At 45.5% G+C, this 16495-nt stretch carries 17 protein-coding genes and 1 pseudogene; 3 read left to right on the forward strand and 15 right to left on the reverse strand.

The features are described from left to right. Positions 1-265: 265 nt before the first annotated feature. From ASC49_RS20345 to ASC49_RS19195, 4 genes are all read right to left on the reverse strand, one after another. Complete coding sequence (locus ASC49_RS20345) at positions 266-400, reverse strand: hypothetical protein (protein WP_350007017.1); 135 nt, start codon at positions 398-400, stop codon at positions 266-268. 88 nt (positions 401-488) lie between these two features. Further along, entirely contained in the window at positions 489-761 is a 273-nt protein-coding gene (locus ASC49_RS20350) for a hypothetical protein (protein ID WP_427910051.1), read from the reverse strand. A 237-nt stretch (positions 762-998) separates the two neighbouring features. Further along, positions 999-3215, reverse strand: coding sequence for a ribonuclease R (rnr, locus tag ASC49_RS19190; protein WP_342667558.1), 2217 nt, complete (start codon positions 3213-3215; stop codon positions 999-1001). A 209-nt stretch (positions 3216-3424) separates the two neighbouring features. Next, on the reverse strand, positions 3425-3634 hold the full coding sequence (locus tag ASC49_RS19195; protein WP_055464828.1) for a cold-shock protein: 210 nt from the start codon (positions 3632-3634) through the stop codon (positions 3425-3427). 282 nt (positions 3635-3916) lie between these two features. On the opposite strand from ASC49_RS19195, the gene ASC49_RS19200 reads away from it, so the two are divergent. Beyond that, entirely contained in the window at positions 3917-4138 is a 222-nt protein-coding gene (locus tag ASC49_RS19200) for a site-specific integrase (RefSeq protein ID WP_055464829.1), read from the forward strand. Positions 4139-4149: 11 nt separating this feature from the next. Here the strand turns inward: ASC49_RS19200 and ASC49_RS19205 are convergent, their stop codons facing one another. The 5 genes and pseudogenes from ASC49_RS19205 to ASC49_RS19225 form a co-directional block, all read right to left on the reverse strand. After that, positions 4150-4344, reverse strand: coding sequence for a helix-turn-helix transcriptional regulator (locus ASC49_RS19205; RefSeq protein ID WP_055464830.1), 195 nt, complete (start codon positions 4342-4344; stop codon positions 4150-4152). A gap of 225 nt (positions 4345-4569) precedes the next feature. Next, on the reverse strand, positions 4570-5781 hold the full coding sequence (locus tag ASC49_RS19210) for a type II toxin-antitoxin system HipA family toxin (protein ID WP_055464831.1): 1212 nt from the start codon (positions 5779-5781) through the stop codon (positions 4570-4572). Beyond that, the gene (locus tag ASC49_RS19215; RefSeq protein ID WP_055464832.1) at positions 5774-6100 is read right to left on the reverse strand and encodes a helix-turn-helix domain-containing protein; all 327 of its coding nucleotides are present in this window, start codon (positions 6098-6100) and stop codon (positions 5774-5776) included. The genes ASC49_RS19210 and ASC49_RS19215 overlap by 8 nt, the downstream gene beginning before the upstream one ends. A 399-nt stretch (positions 6101-6499) precedes the next feature. Beyond that, a pseudogene (locus ASC49_RS20355) lies at positions 6500-6859 on the reverse strand (antirestriction protein ArdA); the annotation flags it as partial. A gap of 817 nt (positions 6860-7676) precedes the next feature. Next, complete coding sequence (locus tag ASC49_RS19225; protein WP_055464834.1) at positions 7677-7979, reverse strand: putative quinol monooxygenase; 303 nt, start codon at positions 7977-7979, stop codon at positions 7677-7679. Positions 7980-8923: 944 nt separating this feature from the next. Here ASC49_RS19225 and ASC49_RS19235 point away from each other — a divergent pair. Then, entirely contained in the window at positions 8924-9397 is a 474-nt protein-coding gene (locus ASC49_RS19235) for a hypothetical protein (protein ID WP_055464836.1), read from the forward strand. 39 nt (positions 9398-9436) lie between these two features. On the opposite strand, the gene ASC49_RS19240 is transcribed toward ASC49_RS19235, so the two are convergent. The 4 genes from ASC49_RS19240 to ASC49_RS19255 all read right to left on the reverse strand — a co-directional run bounded on the left by ASC49_RS19240 (position 9437) and on the right by ASC49_RS19255 (position 13601). Then, positions 9437-10633, reverse strand: coding sequence for a low temperature requirement protein A (locus ASC49_RS19240; protein WP_055464837.1), 1197 nt, complete (start codon positions 10631-10633; stop codon positions 9437-9439). A 73-nt stretch (positions 10634-10706) separates the two neighbouring features. Continuing rightward, on the reverse strand, positions 10707-11714 hold the full coding sequence (locus tag ASC49_RS19245) for a zinc-dependent alcohol dehydrogenase family protein (RefSeq protein ID WP_055464838.1): 1008 nt from the start codon (positions 11712-11714) through the stop codon (positions 10707-10709). A 46-nt stretch (positions 11715-11760) separates the two neighbouring features. Then, entirely contained in the window at positions 11761-12780 is a 1020-nt protein-coding gene (locus ASC49_RS19250) for a zinc-dependent alcohol dehydrogenase family protein (RefSeq protein WP_211262100.1), read from the reverse strand. A gap of 62 nt (positions 12781-12842) precedes the next feature. Then, positions 12843-13601, reverse strand: a complete 759-nt coding sequence (locus ASC49_RS19255; RefSeq protein WP_055464840.1) for an SDR family oxidoreductase — start codon at positions 13599-13601, stop codon at positions 12843-12845. 155 nt (positions 13602-13756) lie between these two features. Here ASC49_RS19255 and ASC49_RS19260 point away from each other — a divergent pair, with 155 nt between their 5' ends. After that, the gene (locus ASC49_RS19260; protein WP_055464843.1) at positions 13757-14653 is read left to right on the forward strand and encodes a LysR family transcriptional regulator; all 897 of its coding nucleotides are present in this window, start codon (positions 13757-13759) and stop codon (positions 14651-14653) included. A gap of 92 nt (positions 14654-14745) precedes the next feature. Here ASC49_RS19260 and ASC49_RS19265 read toward each other — a convergent pair whose 3' ends face one another. Next, positions 14746-15150 (reverse strand): RNA-guided endonuclease InsQ/TnpB family protein, encoded by a 405-nt coding sequence (locus ASC49_RS19265; protein ID WP_055464841.1) that lies wholly within the window; start codon positions 15148-15150, stop codon positions 14746-14748. A gap of 77 nt (positions 15151-15227) precedes the next feature. Further along, positions 15228-16166 carry a zinc-binding alcohol dehydrogenase family protein gene (locus ASC49_RS19270; RefSeq protein WP_055464842.1) on the reverse strand — a complete coding sequence of 313 codons (939 nt, stop codon included), beginning with the start codon at positions 16164-16166 and terminating at the stop codon, positions 15228-15230. Positions 16167-16495 lie beyond the last annotated feature (329 nt).

Here is a 16495-nt window from a genome sequence, read left to right on the forward strand (position 1 = left end):
TCTCCTGAAAATCAATGTAAAGCTATCATCGCCTGATTCATCACTTGTTGATGGTCAGAAAGATGCATGATTTGTTCAGAAGATCAGCCTTATCACAACACTAGTATCATTGTGCAGTTTACCAAATTTCCAGTTTACGGCGCAAAGCGCCGTAAATTAGCGTGAAGTTAAACCATCATTACGACAAATATCGATATTCGCTTTGGTTAAAAAGCGTCCAATACAGACATTAACTGATGGCTATTAGATGTCCGTCCGGTGATCATCACCTAAGTCTTGATGTTCCAAGGCAACTGACTGTCGATATCAGGCTCTGGCTGACAGAGATATCATGCACATTGGCCTTGGTGCTCTTAACACTATGGATGAGACCAAAAACGTCATCTACACCGATGTGCATTTTCATGCCGAAGTGTCACTTATTGCCTTTCTTCGTCTGGTGCATTTCAGGATCACGTCCGTTTTTGTTCTTGGTCAAGCTTGGGGCTTCAATGATAGGAGCATCCATGATGGTGCCTTCTTCCAAAAGCTAAGCCTTGCTTTTCCAGGTAGCGATTAATTCGATTAAATAGCTTTTCACCGAGGTTGTGTTTTTCAGTATATGGCGGAAATTTAAGATTGTAGTTTCGTCCGGCACCGTATAGATGGTGATGCCAGCAAAACGAGACATGGACTCTATCATCACACAGACTATCTTCCATGGCGGTATCGCTGAGATTGTAGAAAGGCTGCATGCAGTGGATGCGCAACATATTGGACAGCGGATAAAGCTTTCAGCCTCGCAGCGATTTGGAATAATAGCGGGCAATGGGCCGTTCCAGCTCTCGCCAAGGTAACAAATCATCCATCTGAGATAATAATTTCTCGCGTCATATTTGCTTACGTTTTTCGGTTAACCTTCGGCGTCTGAAAAACTGAACTGAGAGATGATTTAGTCCGTTAGTTTGGTTTTAGCTAGTATCGCTTAATTCATGGTATATTTCAGAGGTGCCATAGGCTTAATATTGAGCCAGCGTAAAACTCATTTTCCTGTCTTTAGTGTTTATTTTTTCTAAAACTACACGGATCTTTTTACCGAGCGTAAACTTCGTATTTTTGCTTGCTAGCAGCTGTCTATCGGCATCAAACTCAAATTCCCCTAGAGTTTCAGACGAGATCATCCCCTCAACACCGCTGTCTTTTAACTCTACAAAAACACCAAAGCTGGCTACCCCGGATACGCTGGCCTCAAATGTCTGTCCAATATATTTTTTCATATACTGGCATTTAAGCGAAGCCTCAACTTCCCGACTAATTTCATCGGCTTGCCGCGATTGTAATGAGCAATGAAGGCTGAGCTGTTCCAATTCGCTAAAGGAATATGGATAAACTTGCTTATCGATTGGAGTCGGCTTAAATTTTTCGAGGCTTAAAAAGCCGAGTATTCTATTCAGCGTGCTATTTTCTTTACTTTGAATCTTTGCTCGAATCGCTCTATGCGTTATCAAGTCAGGGTATCGACGAATAGGAGAAGTGAAATGAGCATAGGCATCATAGGCCAAGCCAAAGTGCCCCTTATTCTCGACTGAATACTCTGCTTGGCTCTGTGAGCGGAGCAATAGTAACCGAATCACATCGCCATCAGAACGATGCTCAATTTGACTTAACAGTGCATTATAGTCTTTAGTCGTAGGGTTATCGTCACCACCTAACATTAACCCTTTTTCAGATAAAAGTGATTTGAGTGAAGATAGCTTTTTCGATTGCGGTCCTGCATGAACTCTAAACAAACTGTTCACTTTATGCTTTTCCAAAAAATTGGCTGTTGCTACATTTGCAGACAACATAAATTCTTCAATCATGCGGTGTGCATCATTTCTATCAATGGCGGTAATAGATTCAATTTTACCTTTTTTGTTTAAATTTAGTTTACGCTCGATTGTTTCAAACTCAATCGCGTCACGGCTTTTACGGACCTTATTTAGTAGGTTATAGAGTGAGTGTAAATTCTTAATGTGTGGAATAATATTTTTCGCATTTTTTATTTGCGATTCTCTCCCTGTGATCACCCTATTAGCTTGTTCATAGGTGAGACGAGCATGAGAATGAATGACACCTTCAGTAAACACAGCTTGCGTCATTTTTCCCTTTGAATTTATTGTCATATCACACACTAATACTAACCTGTCTTGATTTGGATTCAGTGAGCATAGCCCATTTGACAGAGATTCAGGTAACATAGGAACCACCAAACCAGGACAATAGATAGACGTTGCCCGAGTTTGCGCCTCAACATCAAGTATATCGTCTGGCTTTACATAATGTGACACATCGGCAATTGCAACTAATAGACGCCAGTCTCCAAGCTGAGTACGTTCACAATAAACCGCATCATCAAAATCTTTGGCATCTTCGCCATCGATCGTCATAAAAGGTAAATGACGATAGTCGATTCGCTCCTTTTTATCATCTTCACTAACTTGCTGGCCAAGTGATGCCGCTTGAGCAACAACGTCAGCACTCCAAGTATGGCAGGCTCCATGACGAAGCAACGCCAGTTTTGTTTCAAGACCTGAGCTATTAGGCTCACCAAGGACTTCTGTTACACCAACAAGTGCTAGTTGTCGACGATTGGGATAATGGAGGATTTCACAATTAACATATTGTCCAATCTTAGCTCCAGCCAAGCGACTTCTGTCAACCGATAGTGGATGACATATTTTGGCATTGTCTGCTAACAGAATTATCTGATTACCGCTCTTTTTCAGAATACCCGCCACGTGCGTCGTATTACGTGTGACAACATTTATCAGTTTGTGACTAGATCTTTTTAACGAGGCTGGAGATGGCAATACTTTCACTGTATCGCCATCAAATACGTGCTTTAATTGATTCTTAGGTAAGAAAAGGTCTTTCTCATCTGAATTGTATTTAACAAAGCCAAAACCATCTGCGTGAATACTGATAACACCTGTAACTAAGTTACTTTGGTCGATAACTTGATAACCACTAGCGGCTTTAAACAAGAGTTGGCCATCTCGTTCCATGGCACGCAACCGCCGTCTAAGCGCTTCTTTATCATTCGCATTTTTTAGCTTTAAAGCTTGAGCGATTTGTTCTCGATTAAGGTGTTTTTTTACATTAGCCAAAAGACTAATAATATACTCTCGAGCAGGAATGGGGTTTTCATAATGATGAGTGGCAGATACGTTTATTGTGGGATTTAAAATAATAATTTTCTCTTATAAATGCCCATCGCTATTTAATTAATATATTAAATTGTTGATTGGTAATAGTTTCAAACGAAGTGCGAATCAGGCAGTGGGTATGGGTAGTTTGAGCGGGAGTTGCACTCAAAAAATTAATGCGGGAAATAACTCGCTTAACCAGAGGATAAGCGAGTAGCAATACGAACTTAGTACGTATTTGAATTAGTAAAATTCAATTAGATGCAAACTATATTTTCAGCTTGCGGGCCTTTTGCCCCTTGCGTCACAGTAAACTGAACGCTTTGCCCTTCGGCTAAGGTTTTAAATCCATCGCTGACAATCGCACTAAAGTGTGCAAAAACGTCAGGACCTGACTTTTGCTCAATAAAACCAAAACCTTTCGATTCATTGAACCATTTAACTAAACCAGTTGTTGTATTAGACATAATAGATATCCTAGATATAAAAATATTGACCTGAAATTCAGGAGATAAAGCGGGAAGAAAACGAAAATTTAACCGAGGATAGCACGAGGGATTATGAAATAATGCAACGAGATATGAACATATAAACTTGGCTTTCTCTCAAGCCGTGGATATACGATACGCTTAAATAACCACAACTGCAAGTTTTAATCTTCTTTATTTAAATTTCAAATCATTAGTGGTCCTAACAATGTGAAAATCTGGGCTCGCAGGTCGCTTAGTATTGAGATGGAACACTGGTCTATGCATGAACTTCGCAGAACGATGCGAACGCGTATGTCGACCATCACGATGCAAGAAGTTGCCGAGTTGATGATTGGCCACAGCAAAAAAGGGTTGGATGCTATCTACAACCAATATCAGTACCTGGATGAAATGCGTCATGCTTACGACGTTTGGTATCAACAACTAGAAACCATCATCGAGCCGACAGGCTTTCCATTCAACTGGCGTTTCGGACAATAAAAGAAAGAGGCTTAGTCCTCTTTCTTTTCATACTCTACCAAGTCTTCAATGTGCCACAGCTTATTTCGCGTATTTCGGTTGATACGAGGTTGCGGCAAGCTGCCATCTTTAATTCTTCGCCAGAGCGTCGTATAGCTAATTTGGTAACGAACCATCACTTCGTAAGACGTTAGAAAAGGGGTTACTTGGTGCGCTACTGCTGTCATCTGCTTTCTACTGAAAATCAATGTAAAGCTATCATCGTCTGATTCATCACTTATTGATGGTCATAAAGATGCATGATTTGTTCAGAAGATCAGCCTTATAAAAACACTGGTATCATTATTCAGTTTACCAAACGTCCAATTTTCGGCGCAAAGCGCCGTAAATTAGCGTGAAGTTAAACCATCATTACGACAAACATCGATATCCACACTCTAGCTTCTAGAAATTCAGCGTAGCGGTATGCTTCGTAAGTGTGTTTCGATTGCTTCAATCATCGATTTGGTAAGCGGTAAATGCGCTTTTTCTTTCGCCCATACCTCATGAAAGCCTGCTACGGTTTGTTTGGCGGTATCTAACACCAATTTTTCTGGTAGCATGGCTTTAGCTGCTAGGTGTGATAACTCATCTAGCGTGAAATCACTGAATTTCTTGCTACGGCTCACCTTCAACGAAGCACTATCATCGGGGATATAAGGAATGGTTGAAACAAAGTCATAAGCAGGCGCAATCGATGCGGTGCGCTTATCTTTGTAGATCACAGACCAATTCTTCAAATGCATATCCGCATTACCAATTAGAGTATTGAACACCAATCGGCGAGTAAATTCTGCAATGTCTTCGTCTTGGCCTTCAATACCGATAACCTGAGCAATATTCCGCATACTAGCTTTTTTGTATTTATCTTGAGGATAAACGCCAAACACTTGCGCAAAGTCCTCAATGTGCACAGCTTGACCATCTGCACGGTCAAAACGCTTAATCACAAACGCACTGTCACCAAATTTGCCAATGCCATTTGGGATATTAGCAATCCGATTAATAGGGAGTAGCTGCGTTTCTGGCACGTCCATTCCCAGCATTCGAGCCAGTTCCATCATTGAATATTCATTTTCTGGCACAGCCTCAAATCGAGACGACGGTAATTTTACAATCCAAGAGCCACCTTGACCGGTTGCTGGGATCGTCAAACCGCCATTTGCCTGCTGCACAGCTGAAAACTTCAATTGCACTCCCGCTAATGAAAAACGCATTGGCCCATCTGTCTTCGTTTCATCTTCTATGTCTTGATGCACATTAGGTGGTAAGGCTTCACCATCCGCAGGCTCAACCGTGATCGCGCCAGCTAAATCCTGCCCCAGTACCCACAATAGAAAAAATTCCCGTGCTGGGTTCACACCAGCACGCTCAGCTAGGTAATTAAGCATGGTTTCTTCTGGTAAAAGGTTGGAGAAAAACGGGGTTAACTTAGTTTGGGTAGGTTTGAAATTCGTAATCAAGCCACCAAGCACGTCCTTAAAACCCAGCCCCAAGACAGGCCGCGCTTCATCGTTGGCATAAGCATCTGTGAAAGCAAAAAGCGTTCTGTCATTGCCGACATTGGTGATGGTCGCAATAGGTTCGCCATAGAGCAGCACATTGAGTGTAGAAACGTTATTCATCGGCGCTATCCTCCATGTAATCGGCATCTAAGCTGTAGGCTGGAACGACCTGCTCTCCGTCATCATCATGCCCTTGGGCGCTACGAATAATAGACTTGATGGCTGGCACTGACTTTTTAGGCGCAACAAATAGCTCTAAATCAAGCACACGCGCCAAAGCGATCAAACTGGATACCCGCAGGTCAACGTCGCCTGACTCAATTTTAGAGATATGACTTTGCGGCACGCCAGAACGGGCGCTTAGCTCCCTTTGGCTAAAGCCCTTACGCGCACGCGCCTCTCGCAAGCTTTTCAATATTTGATCGGTTATATAACTCATATTTGATACACCTTTCTATATCAATGAGATGCTAATATCTATAAAACTACATCATACACCACCAAAAGACTAAAAATTGATATATTTTAACACATCAAAATAAAGCGTTTGATATGTTTTAATAGATAAACCTAGCATTAGGGTCAGGTTTAACTACTTTGCGTTTTACGGCGCTAACCGCCGTAAACAACCACATTCTTAAACCGCAGGGTTTAAAAGAAGGCGCTATCGGTATTAACAATACCGATAGCCAGCATTATTTAAACTTTTGGGGCTCAGCTTGACGACAGAGGAGACAAGACAAGCGAAGCATGAGTGATTTAGGCCGCAAGGCCGCTGAACCACAAAAGCGCGCCGGAATTTAGGCCCTCGCCTAACGGCAAGGGCTCAAGCTGTAGCTTAATGATTCCAGAAAATATGCACTTCCTGATAACCTGTTTCGATGGTGAATACATCAACGCCAAGCTCCATATCACGCCCCATTTTTTCATAGTCGATATAAAAGGCTAAATGCTCAGGGGTCTGTGTGGCTCCCTCAGTCAGCTCTTCGGCATAATCTGCCAGTGAGGCGTAACAACCACAATAATTTTCTTGGATGGCTTTTTGTGCATCTTCGATGCTATCGCCAAAGCGTGATAATAAATCGCCTGCAATCTCGCCATGCTCCTCAAGAAAACATGCGACTGCATGCGCACGTTGAATGCCCGCGTATTTAGATATTGAATAACCTGCAAAGCCTTCATAGTCATGAATGGCGTATTCTTCGGCATCCTCTTATGGGCTGCTGGCTAGCATATCGTTAATTTATTCTTGAATGTCATTGATGTCCTGCGTGGCATCAATCCAGACAGGGGGAACCACCCGCCCTACACAAGCCTGAAGTTGTGAAGGCGCGGAAGGTCGGGGGATGTCTTGATGAAGGCAAGTTATGTGATAATTTGACGTATACCCAAAAGGGGAAATAAATCCAGATAATGCGAATACGAACGTATTCTTCCTTTTTCAGCGCAGCGATAATTCTGTTCCGGCACAAGCATCAGCACTTTGCTGCTGATCCAATATCGTTACAGCATCAAAACCACCAGCATTGAATGCGCAGACCATGTGCGGCCTTTAGCAACCACATTTAACGATAAATGAGCCCAGAAACTGCAAGCGCGGAACGCTTCTCCTCTGCAGTTGCGACCAAAGGTGCAGTTAATCTCATTTCCGCTGACACGCGGCCATGCAAAGGCCGTGATAGTCAAAAAGATTGATGACATAAGGATTTAGGCTTGCTGCACCACAAACCTCCCTCAGAATTCTCAAAGTTGTGTTTTTACTTAGATTTGACCCATCGCGACCCAAGCTTCCAAAATTAAACATCACGACCAACAAAGAATTCCATTCTGGATTTTTTATTTGGTGTCACCAATGACGATAATTGCTATCGCTCTCCCAAGAGACTGATCATCCATCTAATTCGTGACTGAAAACCTGTCCGCTATTGATTGAGTTCATGATCCTATTTTTCGCCTAACGCCTGAGTTAAGCCGCGCCGCAAAGAGGCGTCGGCTTGAACGAATTGTTAGGCTTGCTAGCCAGGTAGCTTTGCCGCAAGTACATCAACGTTTTCGATGGACGGGGGCTCAGATAACAACTCACCTGCCTTTGCCATCAATGCGGCTGCGACCTTGCCGGAGAGATGGGCCTGCCGCCCCGCTTCATCCGGGAAAGCATCAAAGATTCCGAAAGTGCTTGGTCCAAGGCGAATGCCAAACCACGCAGTGGTGGCAAGCTCCTCATTGACGATGGGAAGGCCACTCATAAGGAAGCTCTCAACCTCTTTCTCTTTTCCGGGTTTCGCTTCAAGGCGAACGAACAAGGCTACTTTGACCATGGAATGTCTCCTGTTGTTAAATATTCTTATGGTAGCGACTTTATTGTCGCTCGTTTTATGTTTAATGGTTCGAATTTAGGCCACTTAATTAGCAAACAGATAATATGCGCGATTACGCAACAAATTGAGCATACAATTATTATGATTTTGATCTACAGTCGTTTAAGTCGCTAATAACAGCAGATGTTGGCTCTTGCCTCAAAGCCCTTTTATGGAAATGCTGCGCTCAGAAATGCGCTTGCGTGGTAACTCTCTGCGCACCGAGAGGTCATACCATCACCGAATGCATAATATCAACTTGCTTAATGGTTGAGGGCTGTTTATGGTCTCCTTTATCGAATAAATAGTAAGCAAGCATGCGAATACAAACGAGCATGCGTGTTTTGTACCTCACGAACACAGGGACCGCGCATGCTTAGTATTCAAATGTTATGTTTCTTGAGGGACCTATGAACCTGGGCAGCTGGGACAGGGGCGTTCTAAAAGCTGTTCTTGTAGCTTCACTGATTGTTCCGATTTACGTAGTCGTTGAGGTGGGCATTCCCAATTCAGGCGATTGGCTGGCTGGTTTGGGGATGTTCTTTTTGCTTTTTTATAGCGTCTATCTCCATTTTTTCGATTGCAGGGTGGGATCTTGTAGGTTTCCAGCCCACTGGCTTATCTGTCGATATGGGGGAGGTAGGCTCGTGTGGTACGTCATTGCTATCACCATGTTTACGCTTTAGCACAAATCGAAGCCGCCATTGTGTTCGAGTTGGCAGCATTGTTTCAGGCATTATTGTTCAAGTATTACGCTTATAATCATGTCAAAACATAACCAGTCTCTGTATTACGCGGCCGATGGCCGCCGGACGGCCTTTTGATTGCGGCTTCGCCTCCATTCACCCCCTGGGGAGTGAAGCCTGATAAACCATCTCAAGGACAACCTTGATGATACTTATGAAGTGTTTTTTAACCCTTATTTAGATGACGATAGACCCGATATTATAATTTTGAGGGCGTATTACTCTGCGTTCATAATTGGGGTATTTACAAAACAGCTTTACTCGGAGGTCTGGGTACTGGCCCGCGACTTCGACCGCGGCCACGGCTACGAACTGCGCGCAGCCAGCGCCGACGACGTGGTGAGCGAAACCTACTACTCCGCTCTGGCACTCGGCGGTGATGCCCTCACCGTCATGGGCGTCCACCCAGAACGCGCTCGCCGGATGACCCAGCCCCTCGTTGCCAGCGAAAAAGCCAACGAAGACCAACAGTTCGAACCCTGGCGCAATATTGAAGAAGGCATCCACTTCAGCCCGCGCTACGGGGAGTTGTTCATGAAACTGGAAGAGCATCTGGGGCACGCCATGCGGGAGAACGCTCGGCGAACTGAGGACGAAGCTCCGGCGTGGACAGCGCCGACGGACAATCCCTGACGGCTATCTGTCAAATTGCATGGGCGTAGCCATGTTCCATCACAGCATTTTATCAGACCGGCGCGCATCTCTTACCGCTAGAAAAATCGGCACACCAATTTGCGAGAACAGCGCCAGGCCCCAAAGCCCGTTGCTGACAATCGACGGTACGAGGGGATGAACGGCTAGCACAACCAGCGCTATGACAATGCCGAACAGCCTCAGACCGGCGCTATGGTATTTGTCGGTGGCATCAGCCACGGTTAGACGTAGCGCCCATAGCGAAGCTAAAAACACCGCAAGGCCGACCGAGCCAAGCGCGGCGTAGCCGGGCGGATAAGGCTCCCACAGGCCGACGTAGACTTCTCCGGCCAGCGCAACGCCAATCGTCACCGCACTCCACAAAATCACGATGTGAGCAAACCAGTATCTCAGCAGCACGGCACTGGTGCGGCTCTTCGGTTTTTCATTGCCCGCGCAGTCGAAATAAGTCCAGGCCAGCGCGAAGAGGGACAAGCCGCCCATGGTCACATTGAACAGCGTACCCGCGCTGACGCTGTAGACGCCCTTCTCGGCCAGCGTGACCACCAGTTTAAAGAAGCCTTCACCCAGCAAGATCAACATCAGAAGGCCGAAGCGCTCCGAGATGTGTCCGAGTTGAGGCACAAAGCGTTCGAAGCGGAGCGTGCCCACGCGCGGCAGCATGTACTGCAGCTGGATTGCTGCCACGCCGGCGGCAAAGACCCAGTAGGCGACCGGTGTAGGCAAAAAAGCCGACAGCGCGAACAACCCGGCCAACACGAAAAAATTCCGCCCCTGTTCCTGCGCAAGCCTATTGGCCGCGTTGTCGGTACAGCGCGCCCGCCAGTAAAGATAGGCCGTCAGCGCCCGATTCAACGCATAGCTCAGCGCGAAATACGTCCAGCCTTCACCGCCCACGTCGGGAATCGCCGCCGCGATGGTCATCATCGTGACAATCTTAAGTGCCATCGCCACGCGATGCGGCATGTCCGTGGAGATATACAGTGAGTTATAGACCGAACTGTCTGCCCAGGCATAGAAAATCGCCAGGAACAGTCCCGTAAACACCCAGAATCCTTGCCACCCCAGATGATGGGACAGGTAATTCCCCAGAATGAAAATTGTCACTACATGGACCAGATCGAAGAAAAGTTCCACCCAGTGCACGTGGTCGTGGGTTTCATCGACATCCATGTAATGGCGCGGTCGCCGCCAGAGAAGATCGCTAATTACCATACACTACCCCTTTTTCTTATTGTTCTGGCGGTGAATTATGCGCCGGCCAGAGACTAGCGGAAGCTACGAACTGTTAATCAAGTTCGACCACTATTTTACCAATCTGCTGATTGGACTCCAGATAGTGATGCGCTGCTACTATCTCTTCAAATTTAAAGCTTCGATCAATGACAGGCTTGAGTGTTCCTTCGGATAAACCCGAGTGGATAAATTGCTTAGCTCTGCGAAAACGCTCGATGTCTTTTATAACTTCAGTAAACACATACCCCCTAACTGTCAGACTTTTACGAAGTGCTATTTTTAAGGGAAAAGGAGTCATTTCGGGACTTAATGCTCCGTGTACTATTATTGTTCCCTCAGGGCTCATTGCTTCAGCAATTTCAGCTATCTGCGGCCCACCGACAGCATCAAATGCGACTTTTAAATTGTTTGCTCCCAAGATGCTTCTCAAGCTATCCAGTAGCGGTTCTTCTTGGGTTGCAATCACATGGGCCGCGCCAGCCTTGAGCACAGCAGCCTTTTTAGCTCCTGTTAGAGTTGTAGCGATAGGGATACCCCCCAGAGAATTCACAATTTGAATCGCAGCCAATCCAACACTGCTCGATGCGGCGGTTATCAGTACTGCATCGCCTTTTTGCACGTTAGCAATTTCGACCAAAGCGCCATAAGCTGTCAGGTACTGCATCCAAGCTGCTGCGCCTTCAGCAAAGGTTAGCCCTGCTGGTTTAAGTGCCACATATTCACTTGGTACGACAATCTCTTCTGCGTAGCAGCCATTCTGAGAAAGCCCCATCTGAGGGACAATACAAACCTCGTCCCCAAGGCGTAAATGATTTACCTCTTCCCCGACTTCAATGACTATCCCGGATGCTTCATAGCCGATTCGTGAAGGGAAGTCAGCCTTTTCTATATAGCTGCCTCGCCTAAACATGGCATCAGCACGATTGAGCCCAACAACTTTGACCGCAATACGTACATCAGTGGCCTGCAAACTTGGACTCGCCAGCGAGTCAATAGTTAATACCTCGGGGCCACCTAATTCATGGAAACGAACAGTTCGAATTAGTTTTCTTGGGCTCATATGCATCCTCAACAATGACTTTTTAAGTAATTACAACAATGACTTTTTAAGCAATTACATCAATAACTACTTTACCCATGGATCCCAACTCTACGGCATTATGTGCATCCATTGCCGTGTCTAGAGAAAAGCGTAACGGATCGAGTAGTGGCTTAATTTGTCCAGCTTCAACAAGAGCCGTAATTTGCCGCAGAATGTCACCATGATGTTTGCGCCCCTCTCCGCTGAGCTGTGGGTGTAACACAAAAATCGCTGACAATGTTGCAGAGCGTAATGACGACGGTGCCAGGTTATGTGAGCCGAATGCAGCACAGCTTAAAATATGTCCATAATGTGCAATGATACCTAACGAGGCGTCGAGTACAGAGCCACCGACAGTGTCGTAAATGATATCGAATCCTTTGCCTTGGGTGTATGCGTCCACGTACTCAGCAGGGCTTGCAGTGTGATAATCAATTGGCGTGGCACCAAGCGCCTTGAGCTGTTGTTGTTTTCCAGTCGATGCAGTGGCATAAACGTCGGCACCTAAGGCCTTAGCAATTTGCACAGCTACATGCCCAACTCCGCCAGCTCCACCTTGGATAAGGACTTTCTGGCCCGCTTTAACATTCGCCTTGTCAACCAAACCTTCCCAAGCTGTAAGTGCAACCAGAGGTAAAGCCGCAGCTTCACGCATGGACAAATTTTTCGGTTTGAGAGCAAGTAACTCAGCATCTACGTTGGCATATTCAGCCAATGATCCTTGCAATCCTCGCACTCCGCCAGTCAGACCATAAACTTCATCGCCTACTGCAAAGTCGGTGACGCCGTCGCCGATAGCAACAATTTCTCCGGCTAAATCGGTGCCAAGTACTGCGGGTAATTCCGGCATAGCATAAGGAGCGATACCTTGGCGGATCTTGTAATCAATAGGATTGACTCCACTTGCAAAAATTTTTACTTGCACCTGACCTGCTGATGGAGAGGGTAAGTTAAACAGGGCATCCCGGAATACTGTACCCTCTTCATAGCTATCTAATACCAAAGCACGCATTTGTCTGTTTAACGCTGTCATCAATAACCTCACAAACTGAATATTCGGCGGGTGGTTAAATCACCCGCTGGTTAATAGGTCTTTTATTAAACGAATTAAAACTCCTGAACAGTTGGGCGCAGAACAATCTCGTTGATATCCACATCCGCAGGCTGCTCAATTGCGTATGCGATAGCACGAGCAACAGATTCAGATGGAATTTCATTTTGCTGATAAAAATCTTTTACAAAGGCTGCACCCTGAGTATCTGAACTTCCATGTTTTAATTCAGATTCGACTGCTCCTGGTGAAATGATTGTTGAACGAATTTTCCCCCCAACTTCATGGCGTAAGCCTTCGGCAATAGCGCGAACAGCGAATTTGGTTCCGCTATAAACCGTGCCGCCGGGACTGAATACTTTGATACCCGCTACGGACGAAATATTGATAAAGTGGCCTGATCCCTGTTCCTGAAAGATCGGAAGCGCTGCGGCTACTCCATACAGCAAACCTTTAACGTTGATGTCAATCATGCGATCCCATTCGTCAACTCGAGTCTCAGCTAACGGTGCAATCGCCATTAACCCTGCATTATTGATAACCACATCAACTTTACCGAAGCGCTCTTGTGCAAGATTTACAAGGGCCTTCACTTCGTCCTGGCTAGTCACATCTGTCGCTTGAACCGCAACTTCTCCGCCCGCTGTGCGTATGTCAGCAGCAATAGCTTCAAGCTTGTCGATGCGTCGGGCACCTAAAACAACAGATGCGCCAAGGCTGGCTAAATGTCTTGCCGTGGTCTCGCCTAAACCGCTGCTACCACCAGTGATAACAACGACCTTACCGCTGATGTTATTTGCTAAAACACTGCTCATAGTTAGTATCCTCAAATAAGTTGAATGACGTTGTCTAAATAACAAGCAAAGTATCTCTTACCTTCAAAAACCAATAAATGGAAATGTTTTAATTTCACAATTCCATATTTTGGAATAATATTTATGTGTTGATATCAAACCTGGATGTGACTGTGATGCTTAACAGATTGGAAATGCTCCGGATATTTTGTACTGCTGCTGAGTCTCGCAGCTTTAAAGAAGCGGCTAACCGTCTAGGAATTTCTCCTCAGGCAGTGACACGAGCAGTGAAGGAGTTAGAGCAATTGCAAGGGGAGCTTTTATTTCATCGAAATACTCGACACATACAAGTGACCTTAGTTGGAGAAAAATTTGCTTTGATAGCAAAAGAACGCCTGCGCGCTGTAGATGAATTGTTTCAAACAAGCGCCCCTAACTCGGGTAATGAATTACAAGGGCGGGTTCGTATCGCAGCGCCTGTTGGTTTTGGTCATAAATGCTTGATGCCAGTATTACTGGAAATCTCAACAAGACATCCTCAACTGGATATAGACCTGACACTCAGTGACGAGCGCGTGGATGTAGTTGACGAAAAAATAGATATTGGGATTCGTATCGGCTTCATGAGGGATAGTCGATTTATTGCCCGCCAGCTCACCAAAATTAATATGCATGTCGTGGCTTCGCCTGACTTAATAAATAGAGTGGGAAGGCCTGCGTCTATTGAAGATCTAAACCACTTGCCGGTTACAGGGTTAGTAGATCGCAATACGGGAAAGCTTTGGCCATGGGTTTTTTCCATGGACAGACAGTGGACGCCATCCATAACACGTTTTCGAAGTGCCGACACCGAAGCAGAATTAATGGCTATACAAAATGGATTGGGGTTTGCTCAAATTCCTGACTTTTTGGTCCAAGACTTGTTACGCCAAGAGAAACTTGTGAGAGTGTTAGAAGAGATCGAGCCTGTGCCTTGGGATTTATATATTTATCGCCCTCAACGTGGTCCAGTACCACAACGTATTCGATTGGTTTTTGATCACTTGGTGTCAAGATTGAGTGACCGCTATTGACATCCTCCCCCACCTACGCGCCTAAAGTCGCTTTCGGAGGGGGATTCCCGTTACGGGTCACTCAATCACTTGAGTGACAGGTTCCTGCTTCATTAAGCGGCTACCGCCGACTCTCCACAGGCTAACAAGCGGTGTCCCCGCTCTAAAACATTGATCGCACCCACAACATCAGCGTTATTGGTGTAACTGCACTGAACGCACTCAAAACGTGCCTGAGAGGTTCGGTTTTCCTTGGCAACGTGCTGACAGCTTGGACAGGTTTGGCTTGTGTAGTGCGCTGGCACTGCTATAAGTAAGCCGCCTTTCCAGTTCTGCTTATATTCAAGCTGTCGCCTAAATTCGTACCATCCTTGATCAAGGATCGATTTGTTTAGACCGGACTTAGCTTTCACGTTCTTACCGTGGTTTTCCGTATCACCTTTTGCTGACTTTGACATATTTCCGACCTTGAGATCCTCTATCACGATCATTGCGGTAGGCTTGATTACCAATTCCATTACTGGATCTCAATAACCTGCCTCCGAACGCAGCGTGCGCCTTTCAGCGCACTGCGCTCTCCAGATAAACATTCGTGTTAGGCCGATGCTAGTGCATAATCAGCGAAGCTATTCAGGGACATCCCATCGTATTTGCCTGTGTGTATGGAATGGTGACATTCGGGGCACACTGGTATTTGCTTTCTTGAGCGCGTGAACATAAGTTCCCAAACAAAACCCACTGATTTACCTTGAAGTTTACTAAGGTCAATACCGCTATCAAATTCAACGATTGAACAAATCATGCCTTGAGGTGCTATGAGTTCTGCCATCGCATCCCAATGACCAACCGTGTCTGCCACGTTGAAAATATAATCTACCGTCTCAAATCCTAGCTCATGGACAGACTCAACTAAATTTCTATGGTTAGCCACATAGTCTGCCCCCATCTTTTTTACCCAGGCTTCTGTTTCTGGACGTGAAGCTGTAGCAATAACCGTTAGGTTAGTAAGCTGTTTTGCAATTTGAGTAGTAATAGAACCAACACCACCAGCACCACCGATGATTAATAGCGTCTTACGCTCTGAGGGATCTATACGAAAACGGTCAAACAGAGCTTCCCATCCTGTTAACGCAGTCAGTGGGACAACAGCAGCTTCCGCGTCATTAAGTCCTTTTGGTGCTCTCGCGACAATTCTAGAATCAACTGCGTGATATTGTGCATTCGTTCCTGGACGAGTGACATCCCCAGCGTAATACACTCGATCACCTTCAGTGAAGTTCGTAACCTTACTGCCCACAGATACCACTTCTCCCACTGCGTCAAAACCTAGAACACGTGGACTTTCTAATGCTTTTTGCATTGCTGCACGAACACGTATTTTCGCATCCACAGGGTTAACCGAGACCGCCGAAACTTTTACGAGTAGATCGGTTTCACCGACTTCAGGCATGGCCATTTCAAACTCATATAAGCTGTTTTCTTCATCGATAGTTTTTGACTCACTAAAGCCGACTGCTTTCATCATTGTTGTCATATACCTGTTCCTCTATAGTGTCTAGGTACAAGTGACCTTGTTCTTGCTCGATGACTAAACTATAGATTAGGATATCGAAGCTAAAAACTGCCGAAGGCTTTAAACACTTTCAAATAAAAACCGATGTATCGATCGAGGGTGTGTTGATCTATGCTGTAGACTTCATGCTCAGCAATACATCGGCAGCCACATTAACATGAATGTCTGCGATAATGTGCTGGCATAGTTTCTTTCTGTCCTGTTGCATGGAGCTAAGCTAAACAATGTTTTTCTCTTCTACCAAAAACCGAATTTCTGAGCTCGAAAGTTTAATTGAACAAGAGCGCCAT

The organism is Marinomonas fungiae (genome assembly GCF_001418205.1).
Taxonomy (GTDB): Bacteria; Pseudomonadota; Gammaproteobacteria; order Pseudomonadales; family Marinomonadaceae; genus Marinomonas; species Marinomonas fungiae.